Source organism: Methylobacterium platani, from assembly GCF_001653715.1.
In the GTDB taxonomy this organism is placed as follows: domain Bacteria; phylum Pseudomonadota; class Alphaproteobacteria; order Rhizobiales; family Beijerinckiaceae; genus Methylobacterium; species Methylobacterium platani.
This window is the reverse complement of record NZ_LWHQ01000039.1, coordinates 64,544-81,576: the sequence shown is the minus strand read 5'-3', so window position 1 is coordinate 81,576 and position 17,033 is coordinate 64,544. Positions and strand designations below refer to the sequence as shown.

The 17,033-nt window shown below is 71.9% G+C and carries 13 protein-coding genes; 5 read left to right on the top strand and 8 right to left on the bottom strand.

Annotated features, from left to right (window positions below):
- Window positions 1-272: 272 nt before the first annotated feature.
- The 4 genes from A5481_RS20055 to A5481_RS20040 all read right to left on the bottom strand — a co-directional run bounded on the left by A5481_RS20055 (window position 273) and on the right by A5481_RS20040 (window position 5,612).
- Complete coding sequence (locus tag A5481_RS20055) at window positions 273-1,250, bottom strand: phosphoribosylaminoimidazolesuccinocarboxamide synthase (protein WP_048435400.1); 978 nt, start codon at window positions 1,248-1,250, stop codon at window positions 273-275.
- A 14-nt stretch (window positions 1,251-1,264) separates the two neighbouring features.
- On the bottom strand, window positions 1,265-3,700 hold the full coding sequence (gene gyrB / locus A5481_RS20050; RefSeq protein ID WP_048435401.1) for a DNA topoisomerase (ATP-hydrolyzing) subunit B: 2,436 nt from the start codon (window positions 3,698-3,700) through the stop codon (window positions 1,265-1,267).
- A 297-nt stretch (window positions 3,701-3,997) separates the two neighbouring features.
- The gene (locus A5481_RS20045) at window positions 3,998-4,960 is read right to left on the bottom strand and encodes an aldo/keto reductase (RefSeq protein ID WP_048435402.1); all 963 of its coding nucleotides are present in this window, start codon (window positions 4,958-4,960) and stop codon (window positions 3,998-4,000) included.
- 10 nt (window positions 4,961-4,970) lie between these two features.
- A complete protein-coding gene (locus A5481_RS20040; protein ID WP_048435403.1) occupies window positions 4,971-5,612 on the bottom strand; it encodes an MBL fold metallo-hydrolase in 642 nt (213 codons plus the stop codon).
- A 425-nt stretch (window positions 5,613-6,037) separates the two neighbouring features.
- On the opposite strand from A5481_RS20040, the gene A5481_RS20035 reads away from it, so the two are divergent.
- Entirely contained in the window at window positions 6,038-6,826 is a 789-nt protein-coding gene (locus A5481_RS20035; protein WP_048435404.1) for a DUF2189 domain-containing protein, read from the top strand.
- A 3-nt stretch (window positions 6,827-6,829) separates the two neighbouring features.
- On the opposite strand, the gene A5481_RS20030 is transcribed toward A5481_RS20035, so the two are convergent.
- Together A5481_RS20030 and A5481_RS20025 are read right to left on the bottom strand one after the other, a co-directional pair.
- A complete protein-coding gene (locus A5481_RS20030) occupies window positions 6,830-8,050 on the bottom strand; it encodes a serine hydrolase domain-containing protein (protein WP_048435405.1) in 1,221 nt (406 codons plus the stop codon).
- Complete coding sequence (locus tag A5481_RS20025) at window positions 8,040-8,609, bottom strand: GNAT family N-acetyltransferase (RefSeq protein ID WP_053082467.1); 570 nt, start codon at window positions 8,607-8,609, stop codon at window positions 8,040-8,042. The genes A5481_RS20030 and A5481_RS20025 overlap by 11 nt, the downstream gene beginning before the upstream one ends.
- A gap of 121 nt (window positions 8,610-8,730) precedes the next feature.
- On the opposite strand from A5481_RS20025, the gene A5481_RS20020 reads away from it, so the two are divergent.
- Together A5481_RS20020 and A5481_RS20015 are read left to right on the top strand one after the other, a co-directional pair.
- Window positions 8,731-9,681: an NAD(P)H-dependent flavin oxidoreductase gene (locus A5481_RS20020; protein ID WP_048435406.1), complete on the top strand. Its 951-nt coding sequence runs from the start codon at window positions 8,731-8,733 to the stop codon at window positions 9,679-9,681.
- A 102-nt stretch (window positions 9,682-9,783) separates the two neighbouring features.
- Window positions 9,784-11,022 carry a Zn-dependent hydrolase gene (locus A5481_RS20015; protein ID WP_048435407.1) on the top strand — a complete coding sequence of 413 codons (1,239 nt, stop codon included), beginning with the start codon at window positions 9,784-9,786 and terminating at the stop codon, window positions 11,020-11,022.
- Window positions 11,023-11,038: 16 nt separating this feature from the next.
- Here A5481_RS20015 and A5481_RS20010 read toward each other — a convergent pair whose 3' ends face one another.
- Both A5481_RS20010 and ggt read right to left on the bottom strand, forming a co-directional pair.
- Window positions 11,039-12,697 carry a GMC oxidoreductase gene (locus A5481_RS20010; RefSeq protein WP_053082468.1) on the bottom strand — a complete coding sequence of 553 codons (1,659 nt, stop codon included), beginning with the start codon at window positions 12,695-12,697 and terminating at the stop codon, window positions 11,039-11,041.
- A 325-nt stretch (window positions 12,698-13,022) separates the two neighbouring features.
- Window positions 13,023-14,759, bottom strand: coding sequence for a gamma-glutamyltransferase (ggt, locus tag A5481_RS20005; RefSeq protein WP_048435409.1), 1,737 nt, complete (start codon window positions 14,757-14,759; stop codon window positions 13,023-13,025).
- A gap of 150 nt (window positions 14,760-14,909) precedes the next feature.
- On the opposite strand from ggt, the gene A5481_RS20000 reads away from it, so the two are divergent.
- Window positions 14,910-15,878, top strand: coding sequence for an MBL fold metallo-hydrolase (locus tag A5481_RS20000; protein ID WP_048435410.1), 969 nt, complete (start codon window positions 14,910-14,912; stop codon window positions 15,876-15,878).
- A gap of 154 nt (window positions 15,879-16,032) precedes the next feature.
- A complete protein-coding gene (locus A5481_RS19995) occupies window positions 16,033-16,803 on the top strand; it encodes an NAD kinase (RefSeq protein ID WP_048435411.1) in 771 nt (256 codons plus the stop codon).
- Window positions 16,804-17,033 lie beyond the last annotated feature (230 nt).

The window sequence follows — 17,033 nt, the reverse complement described above, 5'->3', positions numbered from 1 at the left end:
ACCGCAGCGATGGCGTCGCGGCGGTGCAGCCCTCTTTGGGCGTTTCCTCCCTAGACTTCGGGCCGCCTCGCAAGGGCGGCCTTTTTTCTGTCCGCCGACCGGCCTCCGCCGCGCCGCTCCCCCCGGGCACGCCGATGCGTCGTGCGAGCCGGGACGGCACCGTCATCCGGCATGTTTCCGCGCCGTGGCCCCGGTCGACCGGGTGCGCTGCACCATGCCGGGCCGTCGATGCGCGCCCCCCGCGGGCAACCCCGCGGCGACGGGCTTTTCGCTCACCGCCCGAGATACGCCGCCACGTTGCGCCGGATGCGCGCCAGCGGCGGCTCGCTCGTGTCCGGCAGAGCGAAGGGCTCGCCCGTGATGGTCTCGAAGGCGCTGACATAGGTGGCGGCGGTCTGCAGCACCACCTCGGGCGGGATCGCCGGGACGGGATCGCGGTAGGGGTCGCAGCGGGCCGCGACCCAGTTGCGGACCACGTCCTTGTCGAAGCTCTCCGGCAGGGTGCCGGCCTCGAGATGCGCGGGGTAGCTCCCGGCGAACCAGTAGCGGCTGCTGTCGGGCGTGTGGATCTCGTCGGCGAGCACGATCCGGCCCTCGGCATCCGTGCCGAACTCGTACTTGGTGTCGGCGAGGATCAGGCCGCGCTCCGCCGCCATCGCCTGGCCGCGGGCGAACAGCGCGAGCGCCGCCTCCGACAGGGTGTGCCACTGGTCCTTCGTCAGCAGCCCCCGCTCCAGGATCTCCGTGCCTGAGAGCGGCGCGTCGTGGTCGCCGTGGCCGGCCTTGGTGGTCGGCGTGATGATCGGCTGCGGCAACGGCTGGTGCGGGCGCATCCCGTCCGGCAGACGGTGGCCGTACATCTCGCGCTGCCCGGTCTTGTAGAGGGTCAGGATCGAGGTGCCGGTGCTGCCCGCGAGGTAGCCGCGCACCACGATCTCGACCGGCAGGATCGAGAGCCGCCGGCCCACCACCACGTTCGGGTCGGGATAGGCCAGCACGTGGTTGTCGCAGATGTCCCGCGTCGCCTCGAACCAGTAGCGCGCGGTCTGGGTCAGGACCTGGCCTTTCAGCGGGATCGCGGCGAGCTCCCGGTCGAAGGCGCTCAGGCGGTCGGAGGTGATCAGGATCCGCCGCCCGTCGGGCAGGTCGTAATTGTCCCGCACCTTGCCGCGGTAGTGACCCGGCAGTTCCGGCAGGGTCGCCTCGGGCAGGATGTAGTCGGTGAAGGGCGCGAGCGCGGCCGCCTTCATGGTCGTGCTCCTCATCAGACGTCGAGATTGGCCACGTTGAGCGCGTTCTCCTGAATGAACTCCCGGCGCGGCTCGACCACGTCGCCCATCAGCTTGACGAACAGGTCGTCGGCATCGGTCGTGTCCTTGACCTTCACCTGGAGCAGCGAGCGCACGTCGCGGTCGAGCGTCGTCTCCCAGAGCTGCTGGGCGGTCATCTCGCCGAGGCCCTTGTAGCGCTGCAGCTGCAGGCCCTTGCGGCCGAGCGCCATCATGCCCTCGAACAGGGCCACCGGGCCGTAGAGCGTGGTCTGGTCGCCCCGGCGCACCAGGGTGACGGGGGCGCCGTAGATCTGGCTGAGGTTCTCGGCCCGCTCGTCGAGGCGGCGCGCCTCCTGCGAGGAGATCAGCGCCTCGTCGAGCACCGCGACCTGGCGCACGCCGCGGAGCGTCCGCGACAGCACGTAGCCGCCGTCACGCGCCTCGCCCTCCCAGCCCTGCTCGATCTCGTCGGCGATGGCGTTGAGGCGCCGGGCGATCTCGTCGGCCACCACCTCGGCCTCGGCCGGGTCGCCGGCGACCGAGGGGCGCAGCGCGCCGGCGATCGCCGCCTGCTCGACCACGACGCGGTCGTAGCGCGAATGCATCCCGTGCAGCACCTGGCGCACGCCGCGCGCCTCGTCGACCAGCGTCTTGAGCTGCTGGCCGCCGAACTCGGTGCCGGTGGCGAGCTTGAGCACCGCCCCCTCGACGCCGCCGTCGATCAGGTAATCCTCGAGCGCCCGGTCGTCCTTGAGGTAGATCGCGGTCTTGCCCTTCTGGGCTTTGTAGAGCGGCGGCTGGGCGATGTAGAGGTGGCCGCGGTCGATCAGCTCCGGCATCTGGCGGAAGAAGAACGTCAGCAGCAGGGTGCGGATGTGCGAGCCGTCGACGTCCGCATCGGTCATGATGATGATGCGGTGGTAGCGCAGCTTGTCGGGGTTGAAGGCGTGGGCGCCGTCCCGGCCGATCCCAGTGCCGAGCGCGGTGATCAGCGTGCCGATTTCCTGGCTCGACAGCATCTTGTCGAGCCGCGCCCGCTCGACGTTGAGGATCTTGCCGCGCAGCGGCAGCACCGCCTGGAAGGTGCGGTCGCGGCCCTGCTTGGCCGAGCCGCCGGCGGAATCACCCTCGACCAGCAGGATCTCGCATTTCGAGGGGTCGCGCTCCTGGCAATCGGCCAGCTTGCCGGGCAGCGAGGCGATGTCGAGGGCGCCCTTGCGGGTGGTGAGGTCGCGGGCCTTGCGGGCCGCCTCGCGGGCGGCCGCCGCGAGCGCCACCTTGGCGGCGATGATGCGTCCCTCGTTCGGATGCTCCTCGAGCCAGTTGCCGAGGGTCTCGTTCAGCACGCCCTCGACGGCGGGGCGCACCTCCGAGGAGACGAGCTTGTCCTTGGTCTGGGACGAGAATTTCGGGTCCGGCACCTTGACCGAGACCACCGCCGTCAGCCCCTCGCGGCAATCGTCGCCGGTGAGGGACACCTTCTCGCGCTTCGTCACCCCGCTCGAATCGGCGTAGCCGGTGATCTGCCGCGTCAGCGCCGCCCGGAAGCCGGCCAGATGGGTGCCGCCGTCCCGCTGCGGGATGTTGTTGGTGAAGCAGAGCACGTTCTCGTGGTAGCTGTCGTTCCACCACAGGGCGACCTCGACGCCGATGCCGTCGCGCTCGTGCCGCAGGACGATCGGGGCTTCGATCAGGGCGGGCTTCGCCCGGTCGAGGTAGCGCACGAAGGCCTCGACGCCGCCGTCGTAGACGAGTTCGTCGCGCTTGTGCTCCGCGTGGCGGGCATCGGTCAGCACGATGCGCACGCCGGAATTGAGGAATGCGAGCTCGCGCAGACGCTTCTCGAGGGTAGCGTAGTCGAACTCGACCTGCGTGAAGGTCTCGGTCGAGGGCAGGAAGCTGACCTCGGTGCCGCGCCGGTCGCCGGCCGGCCCCGCCACCGCGAGGGGCGAGACCGCGTCGCCGTGGCGGAACTCCATCGCGTGCTCCTGGCCGGCGCGCCAGATGCGCAGGCGCAGCCAGGTCGAGAGGGCGTTCACCACCGAGACGCCGACGCCGTGCAGGCCGCCCGAGACCTTGTAGGAATTCTGGTCGAACTTACCGCCCGCGTGCAGCTGGGTCATGATGACCTCGGCCGCCGAGACGCCCTCCTCCGGGTGGATGTCGGTCGGGATGCCGCGGCCGTTGTCCGAGACCGTGCAGGAGCCGTCCGGGTTGAGGGTGACGGTGACGAGGGTCGCGTGGCCGGCCAGAGCCTCGTCGATGGCGTTGTCGACGACCTCGTACACCATGTGGTGCAGGCCCGAGCCGTCGTCGGTGTCGCCGATATACATGCCCGGACGCTTGCGCACCGCGTCGAGGCCCTTGAGGACCTTGATCGAGTCGGCGCCGTAGGTGTCGGGGGTCAGATCGCGGGCGGGTTCGGCCATGTCGGTTCCTGGTGCGGGCGGGCGCGCGTCGCGGGTGGCGCGGCCGGCGCCGGCGCCGGTTCTCGCTCCGGCGCCGTCTGGTCTCTCGTGTCTCAAGGGGCGCGGTCCGTGGACGGGACGGCCCGGCAGATCCCTGATGTAAGCATTCCGCCTTGAAATTGCATCGGTTTTCGGCGCCGAAAGACGCGCATTTCCGGTGCCCGGCGGGAGTGGGCGGCCGTCCCGTCCACTCCCGCCGGATCATAACCGAGGTTACGTTTCGCCGCACCCCGTTAAGGATCCGCCAACGGCCGCCTGTCAGCCCTTGAGCGACCCCCGGCTCGCCGCCTCCAGCCGCGCGACCGCGTCCGGGTCGAGGGCGAGCCGCACGCCCCCCAGCAGCTCGTCGAGCTGCGCCACCGAGGTGGCGCTGGCGATCGGCGCGGTGAGGCCGGGCCGCGCGATCAGCCAGGCGAGGGAGACCTGGGCCGGGGTGGCGCCGTGCGTGCGGGCCACGTCGTCGAGGAGGTCGAGGAAGGCGAGCCCGCGCGGGTTGAGGTAGGGCGCGACCCGGGCCTCGCGGGCCCGACCCGCGGCGGCGCCGGCCTGCCGGTACTTGCCGGTGAGGAAACCGGCCGCGAGGGAGAAGTACGAGATCACCCCGATCCCCTCCTCCCGGCACAGGGGCTCCAGCTCGGCCTCGTACTCCGCCCGGTCGGCCAGGCTGTAGCCGGGCTGCAGGCACTCGTAACGCGGCAGGTTCTCGCGGGCCGCGACGGCCAGAGCCTCGCGCAGGCGGGCGGCCGTGTAGTTCGAGGCCCCGACCGCCCGCACCTTGCCGGTGCGGATCAGCCGGTCGTAGGCCGAGAGCGTCTCCGCGAGCGGCGTGTCCGCGTCGTCGGCGTGGGACTGGTAGAGGTCGATCCGGTCGGTCCCGAGGCGGCGTAAGGAGGCCTCGACGGCCGTCTCGATGTACGAGGCCTTCAGGCCCTTGCGCCCGTCACCCATGTCCATGCCGACCTTGGTGGCGATGGTCATGCGGTCGCGGGTCCCCCGGGCCTTGAGCCAGCGCCCGATCACCTCCTCCGATTCGCCGCCCCGGTGGCCCGGCGCCCAGCGCGAATAGACGTCGGCGGTGTCGACGAAGGTGAAGCCGGTCTCGAGCAGGCGGTCGAGGAGCGCGAAGGAGGTCGCCTCGTCGGCGGTCCAGCCGAAGACGTTGCCGCCGAAGCAGAAGGGCGGGACCGAGAGGCCGGAGCGGCCGAGGGGGCGCAGGTCCATGGGGGCGATCCTACTGAAGGAAGGGATTCGACAGCCGCTCCTGGCCGATCGTGCCGGTCGGGCCGTGGCCGGGGATGAAGGCGACGTCGTCGCCGAGCGGCAGGAGCTTGTCCTTGATCGAGGCGATGAGCGCCGCGTGGTCGCCCCCCGGCAGGTCGGTGCGGCCGACCGAGCCGCGGAACAGCACGTCGCCGACCTGTGCGAACCGGGCGTCGCGGCTCACCAGCACGACGCTGCCCGGCGAATGGCCGGGGCAGTGCAGCACGTCGAAGGTCAGCTCGCCGACCGTGACGGTGTCGCCCTCGGCGAGCCAGCGGTCGGGCGTGACGACCTTGGCGCCGTCGATGCCGTAGGCCGCCCCGGTCTCGGGCAGGCTGTCGAGGAGCGGCTTGTCGGCGCGGTGCGGCCCCTCGACCGGGACGCCCAGGGCGTCGCGCAGGTCGGCCGCTCCGCCGGCATGGTCGATATGGCCGTGGGTGAGCAGGATCTTCTCGACCGTGACCCCGGCCTTGGCGATCGCCGCCCGGATCCGGTCGAGGTCGCCGCCCGGATCGATCACCGCCGCCCGCTTCGTCGCCTCGCACCACAGGAGGGTGCAGTTCTGCTGGAACGGCGTCACCGGGATGATCGCGGCGCGGGGCGTGCTCGGCATGGTCGGCCTTGGGTGAGAGAAGGTGGCTTCTTCTAGCGTGGAAGCGGGCGGTGCGGCACCCCGGGGGCGCCGCCCCCCGCGACGCAGGCTCCCGGGCGGCGGCACGGTGCGGCGGGAGATCCGGCGGCCTCGCCCCTCCCGGGAGCAGGACCGGCGCCCGACCGGCTCTCCGGGCCCGGGTCCCGGCGGCGTCGCGCGATCGTGCGCGGGTTCCCCCGCAGGTTCCCCTTGGCGGGCGGGCCCGGCCCGCGCTACCGTCGCGCGGTGCGGCGGGAGCCTCCCGCCCGGTGCGAGTAGTGCAGGTTTGATGCGACCGATCTGTCCGGTGCCCGCGCGGGCCGGACCGGGCGCCTGAGGACCGCCGACAGACGGCCCGAACGCGGCCCGGCCCTCCCGTCGCGGGTGCCTCCCCCGGAGGACACGCGATGACGAGTTCGTTCCCCCTGTCCCACGGCTTCTCCGCCGCCCGCCCCGCCGTGCGGCGGATCGGCGTCCAGGACCTCAAGGCGGCCCTGTCGCGGGGCGTCGACGACTTCCTGGCGATGCCGACCCACGTGCTGTTCGTGGTGCTGATCTACCCCATCGCCGGCGTGGTCATCGCGGCGGCGACGTTCGAGCAGGACCTGATCCCGATCCTGTTCCCGCTGGCCGCCGGCTTCGCGCTGATCGGGCCGTTCGCGGCCCTCGGCCTCTACGAGATGAGCCGGCGGCGGGAATGGGGCCTGCCGTCGACCCTGGCGGATGCCTACGCCCCCCTGCACGGCCGCTCGGCCAGGGCGGTGACGGCGGTCGGCATGGTGCTGGCGCTGATCTTCCTCGCCTGGCTCTCCGCCGCCATGGGGCTGTACTGGGCCCTCTACGGCGGGGTCACCGAGCCCTCGCTGCTCGCCTTCCTCGACGACGTGCTCACCACGCCCCGGGGCTGGACCCTGATCGTCGCCGGCAACCTCGTCGGGGCCGCCTTCTCGCTCCTGGCGCTGGCGGTCAGCGCGGTCTCGATCCCGCTCATCATCGACAAGGACACCGATGCGGGGACGGCGATCGAGACCTCGCTGGCGCTGATGCGCGAGAATCCCGGCCCGATGCTCGCCTGGGGCGCCATCGTGGCCGGGATGCTCGTGCTGGGCATGGTGTCGCTGTTCGTCGGCCTCGCGGTGGTGCTGCCGGTGCTCGGCCACGCCACCTGGCACCTCTACCGCCGGGCGGTGGGCTGACGCTCAGCCGGTGATGGCGGCGTAGGTGAGCACCCGCAGCTCGCGCCGGATCGGCCAGGTCGAGGACGGCATGAGCTGCGTCAGCATGATGACGAACAGGTCCTCGGCGGGGTCGATCCAGAACGCCGTCGAGGCCGCTCCGCCCCAGGCGACCTCGCCCGGGGTGCCGAGGATCTGGGCCTTGGCCGGATCGAGCATCACCGAGAAGCCGAGCCCGAAGCCGATGCCGCTGTAGCTCGATTCCGAGAAGCGCGGCTGGCCCATGTCGGCGAGGTCGCCGCGCAGGTGGTTGGCTCTCATCAGCTCGACCGTCTTGCGGCCGAGAAGCCGCACGCCGTCGAGCGCGCCGCCGCCGAGGATGAAGCGGCAGAACCGGGCGTAGTCGGCGGCCGTCGAGACGAGGCCGCCGCCGCCCGACGGCACGGTGCGGGCCTTCGCGTAGCGGCCGTCCCGGGCGTCGTCGATCAGGGTCAGCCGGCCGCCCTCGCCGAGCGCGTAGTTCGAGGCGAAGCGAGAGATCTTGTCGGCCGGGACGTGGAAATCGGTGTCGACCATGCCGAGCGGCCGGATGATCCGCTCGCGCAGGAAGTCGTCGAAGGGGATCCCCGAGATCACCGCCACCAGGTGGCCGAGCACGTCGGTGGCGATGCTATAGTTCCACTCCGCGCCGGGCTGGGCGAGCAGCGGCAGGGTAGCTGCCTTCGCCACCACCTCGGCGAGCGAGGTCTCGGCGGTCTGGAAGTCGACGCCCTCCTCCCGGTACATCCGGTCGACCAGCGTCGCGTCCATGAAGCCGTAGGACAGCCCCGCGGTGTGGGTCAGGAGATCGCGGAAGGTGATGTCGCGCTCGGCCGGCACCGTCTCGGGCTTGAGGCGGCTGCCGCCGACGAGCACCCGCATGTCCCGGAATTCCGGCAGGTAGCGGGTAATGGGGTCGTCGAGCTGGAACCGGCCCTCCTCGTACAGCATCAGGATCGCCGTCGAGGTCAGCGGCTTCGTCATCGAGTAGATGCGCACGATGGTATCGTGCTCCATCGGCAGGGCGCGGGCGAGGTCGCGCAGGCCCTCCTGGCGGGAGAACACCACCTGGCCGCGCCGGGCCACGGTCACCGACAGGCCCGGCAGCTTGCCGGCCTCGACGTAGCCCCGCATCCACGGGACGAGCCGTTCCAGCCGCTCCGACGAGAGGCCGACCGCCTCGGGGGTTCCGATCTCAGGCTGCACGCGGCGACTCCGGGTCGTGAGGATGGGTGGGTTCTAACGCGGGTTCGGGATGCGGGGAATCGTCCGCGAGGACGAGTTCCATCAGCACCTCGTCGTGGTAGCGCTCCCCGATCTTCAGCGCCCGGCGCTCGCGGCCATAGGCACGAAAGCCGAGGGAGTCGTAGAGCCGCAGGGCCGCGCCGTTCCCGGCCTCGACCGTCAGCCGCAGGGCCTCGACCCGCGGGCGGGCCTCCGCGACGAGCCGGCCCAGGAGGGCGGCGCCCAGGCCGAGGCCCCGCGCCGCGGGACGGATGTAGACCGCGACCACGTCGCCCTTGTGCCGCAATTTCGCACCCTCGTTCAGCGCCAGGGTGACGGCGCCGACGAGCGCTCCGTCCCGGAACGCGCCGAGCGTGATCCCGTGCTCCAGCCGCGCCCCGAACCAGTCCGGCCCGTGCCCGGCCACCTCTTCGAACGCCGTGCCGAAGGAGGCGGGGTGCCGTTCCAGCGCCTCCAGGCGCAGCGATCGGTAGGCCGGGCCGTCGGCAGCCCCCAGGCGGCGGATCTCGAAGGTGTCCATGGTCGGCATCCGGGCCCCAGGGCGCCATCACCGTCAAGGCCCGTTGACCGCAACCCGGACCCGATGCGATGCCGGAGCCCAACGATAGCGCTTCGACGCGATCCCGGGAGCCACGCCGCCGATGTCCCTGCCCGACAGCCTCCGCCACGCCCTCGCCCTGCCGGTGATCGCCTCGCCGATGTTCATCGTCTCGGGGCCGGAGCTGGTCATCGCCCAGTGCGTGAACGGCATCGTCGGCTCGTTCCCGGCGCTCAACGCCCGGCCGAAGGAAGCCCTCGACGAGTGGCTGACCCGGATCACGGACGCGCTCGGCCAGGCCAAGGCCGCCGATCCCGACCGGATCGTCGCGCCGTACGCCGTCAACCAGATCGTCCACGCCTCGAACGACCGGCTCGAGCACGATCTCATGGTCTGCGGCAAGCACCGGGTGCCGATCATCATCACGTCGCTGCGCGCGCCCGACGCCGTGGTCTCGGCGGTCCACGGCTGGGGCGGCCTCGTCTTCCACGACGTCACCACCGTGCGCCACGCCGAGAAGGCGCTGGAAGCGGGCGTCGACGGCCTGATCCTGGTCTGCGCCGGGGCAGGCGGACATGCCGGAACGCTCTCGCCCTTCGCGCTGGTGAGCGAGGTGCGGCGCTTCTACGGAGGACCGCTGATCCTGTCGGGCGCGATCACCACCGGCGACTCGATCCTCGCCGCCCAGGCGATGGGCGCGGACCTCGCCTATATGGGCACCCGCTTCATCGCCACGCAGGAGGCCAACGCCGCCCCGGCCTACAAGGAGATGATCGTCGGCACGAAGGCGGCCGACGTACTGTACACCCCCTACTTCACCGGCGTGCCGGGCAACTACCTCACGCCCAGCGTCACCGCCGCCGGCCTCGACCCCAACGCCCTGCCGGAGGTCGACAAGACCAAGATGAATTTCGGCTCGGGCACCACCAAGGCGTGGCGCGACATCTGGGGCGCCGGCCAGGGCGTCGGCACCATCGACGACGCGCCGGCCACCGCCGTGGTGATCGACCGGCTGAAGGCGGAATACGCGGCGGCCCGCGCGCGGCTCGGCTGACGCCCCGCCCGGACATCCCACCCCCGCGCCCGGCGCCCGGCCGTCCGGCACGGCCCTCGCATCCGGGCGCGCGTGACTTCCCCGCGTAGCGTGAGGCCCGCGATGACCACCAACCTCTCCGTGAACGGCTCCCGGCTCTGGGACACCCTGATGGTGTCGGCCGGCATCGGCACCGGGCCCCGCGGGGGCTTGCGGCGCCTGACCCTGACCGAGCCGGACCGGGTGGTGCGCGACCAGCTTAAAAGCTGGGCTGCGGCGGGCGGCTATCCGCTGACCGTCGACGGCCTCGGCAACATGGTGCTCAGGCGGGCGGGCACCGAGCCCGGCCTGCCGCCGGTGGTGATCGGCAGCCACCTCGACACGCAATGGGCCGGCGGGCGCTTCGACGGCATCCTCGGCGTGCTCGCGGGGCTCGAGGTCCTGCGCACCCTCGACGATCTCGGCATCGCGACGAAGCGGACCATCGAGGTGGTGAACTGGACCAACGAGGAGGGCGCGCGGTTCTCGCCGCCGATGCTGTGCTCGCTCGCCTGGTCCGGCCAGGCGACGCCGGACTGGGTCGAGAACCGGCGCGACCGCGACGGCATCCGCTTCGGCGACGCCCTCGACGGCATCGGCTATCGCGGCCCCGAACCCGTCGGCGGCCGCACCATCGACGCCTATTTCGAGCTCCACATCGAGCAGGGCCCGGCCCTCGACCGGGCGGGCGTGCCGGTCGGCATCGTCACCGGCGGCTATCCGAGCTGCGGCATGCGCATCGCCGTCGAGGGCGCCACCGCCCATACCGGCCCGACCCCGATGGGCGAGCGCCACAACGCCCTCGTCGGCGCCGCCATGGTGGCGGTGGCGGTCAACGACATCGGCTGGGCGCATGCCGACACCGACGCCAAGGCCACCGCCGCCCGCCTCGACCTGGTGCCGAACCTGCCCGGTACGCTCTCGGAATACGCGGAACTCTTCATCGACATGCGGGCGCCCGAGCGCGAGACGCTCGAGACCATGAAGGCCGCTTTACGCGCCGCCCTGCCCGATTGCGCCGCCCGCTCGCTCACCCAGATCTCCGTCGCCGAGGAATGGGGCTTCGGGGTCTTCTCCTTCGACGACGGGCTGATCGGCCTGTTGCGCGACACCGCGGAGCGCCTCGCCATCCCGACCATGGACCTGCGCTCCCAGGCCGGCCACGACGCCTACCACGTCGCCCGGGTCGCGCCGGCCTGCATGATCTTCACCCCCTGCCGGGACGGCATCACCCACAACGAGGCCGAGGACATCGCCCTCGAACCGACCCTGCCGGGCGTGAACCTCCTGCTCCACGCCGCCCTGGCGCGGGCCAACCGGTAGGCCCCGTCGGGGCGCGTCAGGCCGCGGATTGCAGGACCTCGATCCGCGCCTTCTCGGCGGCGATGTGGTGGGCGAGGCGGACCGCGAGCGTGATCACCGTCAGGGTCGGGCTCGCCTGGCCCGAGCGCGGCAGCACGGCGGCGCTGGCCACGTACAGGTTGGGCGCGTCGAACGCCCGCAGGTTGCGGTCGACGACGCCGCGTCCCGGCCGGTCGGCCATCCGGGCCGTGCCGATCTGGTGGGTGCCGTGCCCGAAGAGCCGCATCACCGCCTCGACGTTCCGCTCCGCCGGCTGGCGGTACTCGAGGTGGCCGAAGCCGGTCCGGGCGAGCCAGCCGGCGAGCAGCTCGTGCGATCGCACGATCGACCGGGCGTCGTTCTCGTGGACCCGGTAGTCGATGTGCAGGCGCGGCAACCCGGCGGCGTCGGTCCGGTCGTCGAGCCGCACGCGGCTCTCGGCCCAGGGCGACTGCTCGGAGTGGTAGGACAGGCCGTAGCGCCGGCCGGAATTGCGCACGAACAGCCCGGGCAGCCGGGTCGCCGCGCCGTAGCGCTGCCAGGCGACGCGCGCCCCCGCCCCCAGCGCCCCCGGCAGGTTGCGGCAGACGTTGCGCAGGTGCGGCCAGCGGGCGACCGATCTCGGGACGTGGCGCAGCCGCAGGGCCTCCGGCAGCAGGGCGCGGCCGACGGGGTCGAAGGACAGGGCCAGGAAGGTCAGCGACAGCAGCGGGTCGCGGTGGGCCGCGTCGGCCATCCGCGGGATGACCGGCCAGAACGCGACGTTCAGGAGGCCGTGCTCGGCCTGGAGCGCCGGGCTCGGCACGAAGCGGCGGCGCACGTACCAGCCCTCGCGGTCGCGCTCGAAGGCGAAGGCGGCGTCGAGGGCGTCCGACGCGAAGGTGATGTCGGCGATCTCGCCGATCACGTGGCCCATGTAGTGGCGGCCGAGCGGCCCGTCCGGCCCGCCGAACAGGGCCGGCCGGCGCCGCTGCAGGCTGAGCAGGAGGCGCGTGGTCTCGAGGCCGCCCGCCGCCAGGACGAGGCGCGAGACCGGCACCGTCATCCGCTCGCCGGAGGGCCGCACCACCACCACCGCGCGGGCGGCCCCCGCCTCGGTGAACAGCACGTCGACCACCGTCGCGTGCAGCCGGATGTCGATCCCCGGGTCCGACGCGAGCATGTCGGCATGGGAGACCTGCAGCCGCGGCCGGCCGCTCCAGCGCTCCAGGCTCTCGAACGTGAAGGCGTCGTCGTCGGCCCGGATGCCGGGGATCGGGGCCTCGAAGACCGGTTCGCCGCAGGAGGCGAGCCGGCAGGCCGTCGGCAGGAAGGGCGTGAGATCCGAGAGCGTGATCGGCCAGTCGGGCATGCCGAGCCGGGGGCGGAAGTCGACCGGATCGAACGGCAGGCAGCGCCCGCCCCAGAGGTTCGAGGTGCCGCCGAAGCGGCGGGCCACCGCGATGCTCATGTCGTCGTGGCGGGCCGGGTCGGCGAGGTCGGCGCCGGAGAGGGCCTGGGCGAGCTGCTCGGGCCGCTTGCCGCCCGATTCCAGCACCAGGGCGGAGAGGCCGAACCGTCGCAGCTCCAGCGCGAGGGACAGGCCGGCCGGGCCGGACCCGATGATGCAGACGTCGTGACGGGAATTCTCAAGTCCTTCGCAGTGGTCTGCGATCATGGTCATTGCTCCAACGATGAACAATGCCTGCCGTTCACGACGAGAGGTCCGGCAAAGCTGTCTGATGCGGCTGACTTTTTCGATTTTAGCCGCTTGAAAAAATAATATAAGACAGCGATGAGCGGGCAAATGGGAGAGAGGCGAATGTCTATCTTAGGCGATCGTCACCTCGAATGAAGCGGGCATCTGGTCGAAAGCATGACTTGCCGGCATCGGACAGCCTACGGAGGAAGGCGTAGATCGGTCCGGGTCGGGGCCGGAGGCCGGCCCACTCGCGCGCATCGCGGACGGTCGTGCCCGCCCGCGATGCGCCGGTGGCCTCCGCTCAGTAGCCCTGCGCGCTCCCGGTATTCCGGCGCGGATCGTTGGCGCCGTAGTAGCGGAAGGCGCCGACCGGCTGGCCGCCCAAGGTCGGCGCGCCGATCAGGATCGCCGCGAGGTGGTTCGCCGGCTGGGCCTGGCCGAACTTGTGGCCCATGCCCTCGAGGATCCGGCGGGTGTCCGGCGACAGGGCGAAGCGCTCGACATTGGTGATATCGGGCATCCACTGGTTGTGGAGGCGCGGCGCGTCGGCGGCCTCCTGCACGTTCATGCCGTAATCGATCACGTTGAGGATGCTGTGCAGAACCACCGTGATGATCCGGCTGCCGCCGGGCGTGCCGGTCACGAAGACCGGCTTGCCGTCCCGGGTGACGATGGTCGGGCTCATCGAGCTCAAGGGCGTCTTGCCGGGCGCGACGGCGTTCGCCTCGCCCTGGAGCAGGCCGTAGATGTTCGGCACGCCGACCTTGGCGGTGAAGTCGTCCATCTCGTTGTTGAGCAGAACGCCCGTTCCCTCCGGCATGATCCGCGCGCCGAACCAGTCGTTGAGGGTGTAGGTCACCGAGACGGCGTTGCCGGCGGAATCGACGATCGAGTAGTGGGTGGTGTTGCTGCCCTCGTGCGGCGGCACGCCGGGCTTCAGCTCGGCCGAGACCCCGGCCTTCTGCGGGTCGATCGCGGCGCGGATCTTGGCGGCGTAGGACTTGTCGGTCAGCCGCGCGACCGGGTTCTTCACGAAGTCGGGGTCGCCGAGGTAGCTGTTGCGGTCGAGGTAGCTGTGGCGCATCGCCTCGATCTCGTAATGGACCGCCTGCGCCGAGCCCCAGCCGAGCTTGGCGAGGTCGTAGCCCTCGAGGATGTTCAGCATCTCGCAGATCACCACCCCGCCGGAGCTCGGCGGCGGGGCCGAGATCACCCGGTAGCCGCGGTAGTCGCACTCGATCGGCGGCAATTCGCGGGTGGCGTAGCGGTCGAGGTCGGCCTGGACGATGAGCCCTCCCTTCGCCCGGCTCGCCCCGGTCAGGGCGTTGGCGACCGCGCCCTTGTAGAACCCGTCCCTGCCCTGCCGGCTGATCGCCCGCAGCGTCCCGGCGAGGTCGGTCTGGACGAGGGTCTCGCCGACGGCGTAAGCGCGCCCCCGGTTCAGGAAGATCTTTGCGGAAGCCGGGTCCTTGCCGAAATCCTCGGTGCCGGTCGCCAGCATGTCGACGTCGCCCTGGTCGAGGGTGAAGCCCTCCTCGGCGAAGCGGATCGCCGGGGCCATCAGCTCGGTGCGGGGCTTCGTGCCGTATGTCTCGCGCGCATATTCGAGGCCGGCGACCGTGCCGGGGACGCCGACCGCCAGGAAGCTCTTGGTGCTCGCGCCCTTGACGACGTTCCCGTCCTTGTCGAGGAACATGTCGCGGGTGGCGGCGAGCGGCGCCTTCTCGCGGAAATCCAGGAAGGTCCGGCTGCCGTCGGCGCGCTGGATCGTCATGAAGCCGCCGCCGCCGAGATTGCCGGCGGCCGGGTAGACCACCGCCAGCGCGTAGCCGACCGCGACCGCCGCATCGATGGCGTTGCCGCCCTGCTTGAGCACGTCGACGCCGACCTGCGTCGCGTAGTGCTGTGCGGTCACGACCATGCCGTGCTCGGCGGCGACCGGCGCCCGCGAGGCGGCGCGGGCCGGTCCCGGCGGGACCATGACGACGAGGAACGCGGTGAGGAACGTGGTGCCGATCGCGGCGATCCGGTAGCGCATGGCGGCGTGAGGCCCTTCGTTGAGTCGCCCGCCACGGTACACGACGACGGCGCGCGGCTGTATTGCGCGCGTGACGTATCCGTGCGGGACCCATCCCCTTCCGCCGCGCGCGCACTAGCTGCGCAGGGCAGACGCACCAGGGAGGCCCCGATGTCGATGTCCCGCCGCACCCTCATGGCCGGAGGCGTCCTCGCCGGCCCCGTCCTCGCGAGCGCGCCGGGCCTCGCCGGCGGCGCCGCCGCGCCCGCCGCCGACCTGCCGGGGGTCTACCGCTACGGGATCGGCGAGACGGCGGTGACCGCCCTGCACGAGGGCGGGGTGAAGCGCCCGCTCGATGCCGGTTTCGTGCGCAACGCGCCCCTGCCCGAGGTGCAGGGCGCCCTCGCCCGGGCCTTCCTGCCGACCGAGACCCTGCCGATCACCTTCACGCCGCTCCTCCTCGCCCTCGGGGGCAAGCGGGTGCTGGTCGATGCCGGCTTCGCCGATAACGGCCCGCCCGGCACCGGCGGGACCTTGCGCGGGCTCGCGCTCGCCGGGATCGAGCCGGGCGCGATCGACGCGGTGGTGATCAGCCACTTCCACCCCGACCACATCCTCGGCCTCAAGCGCAAGGACGGCAGCCCGACCTTCCCGAACGCCCAGGTCCTGGTGCCGGAGGCCGAATGGCGCTTCTGGATGGACGACGGCCGGATGGCGAACCCGCCCGAGGCCCTGAAGGCCACCCTCGGCGCCGCGCAGAAGACCTTTGGCAGCGGCCTCGAGATCGAGCGCTACGCCTGGGACAAGGAGGTGCTGCCGGGCCTCACGGCGCTGGGCACGCCCGGCCACACCCCGGGCCACACCTCGTTCCGGCTCGATTCCGGCGGGCGCCGGCTCCTGATCGCCTCCGACATCACCAACCACCCGGCCCTGTTCGTGCGCCACCCCGACTGGTCGGCGCTGTTCGACATGGATGCCGATCAAGCCCGCGCCACCCGCCACCGGATGCTGGCGCTGATGGCCGACGAGCGGATGCCGGTGGCGTTCTACCACGCCCCCTTCCCGGCCGCCGGCCACATCGCGAGGGCGGGCGGGGCCTACGAGTTCGTGCCGCTGCAATGGGGGGTGGACCTCGCCTGAGGCCGGCGCCCCGCCCGCCTCGGGGACGGTGGTGTAGACGAGACGCGGACCCGCCGTGCTATGCCTCTCCCGACGCGGGCGGCGACGGCCCGGCGGCCGTTCGCGTCGGGAGAGGCGCGGCGGAGCTCATCGTTCGGCGGTCGGGACATCCCACATGGCGCGGCGCTTCAAACAGATCGCCTTCATCGCGAGCCCGACGCCCGACGCCCGCGAGGCGGCCGAGCTCCTGATGCAGCGCTACGACCACGTGCCGCCCGAGGAGGCCGACGTGGTGGTGGGGTTGGGCGGCGACGGGCTGATGCTGCAGGCGCTGCACCGCTTCATGGGCTCGGGCAAGCCGGTCTACGGCATGAACCGCGGCACCGTCGGCTTCCTGATGAACGAGTTCCACCTCGACGACCTGATCGAGCGCCTGGAGGTCGCCCAGCGCAGCGTGGTCCACCCGCTGCTGATGGTCGCCACCGACGTGCTCGGCCTCACCCACACGGCGCGGGCGGTCAACGAGGTCTACATGCTGCGCCAGACCCACCAGACCGCCAAGCTGAAGATCTCGATCGACGGCCAGGTCCGCCTGCCCGAGCTGATCGCCGACGGGGTGCTGGCGGCCACCCCCGTCGGCTCCACCGCCTACAACCTCTCGGTCGGCGGGCCGATCCTGCCGATCTCGTCCCAGCTCATCGCGCTGACCCCGATCTCCGCCTTCCGGCCGCGGCGCCAGGGCAGCGTGCTGCTGCCGAGCCACGCCCGCATCCGCATCGAGGTGAAGGACCCGGAATACCGCCCGGTCGCCGCCGTGGCCGACCACACCGAGTTCCGCCGCGTCGCCCGGGTCGAGACCCAGCTCGACCGCTCGACCGACCTCGTCATGCTGCACGATCCCGGCCAGGGCATGGACGAGCGGATCCTGCGCGAGCAGTTCGGCTGATCCGGCCCGAAGCATCTTTCGGCGCGGCGGACACCGGTTCGTCGCGAAAAATGCGGCGAAATCAAAGAACTGGAGCAGGACTCGATCGCGTTGCGATCGAGTCCTGCTCCAAGGGCATCGGGGCGCACTGGAAGCCGGCCCGGAGGCGCATAGATCCGTCGCCGGGCCCGGTGTCAGGCCCTGCCACGGAGCCGCCCGGATGCCCGACCGCCTGCCCTCGCCCCCGTCCC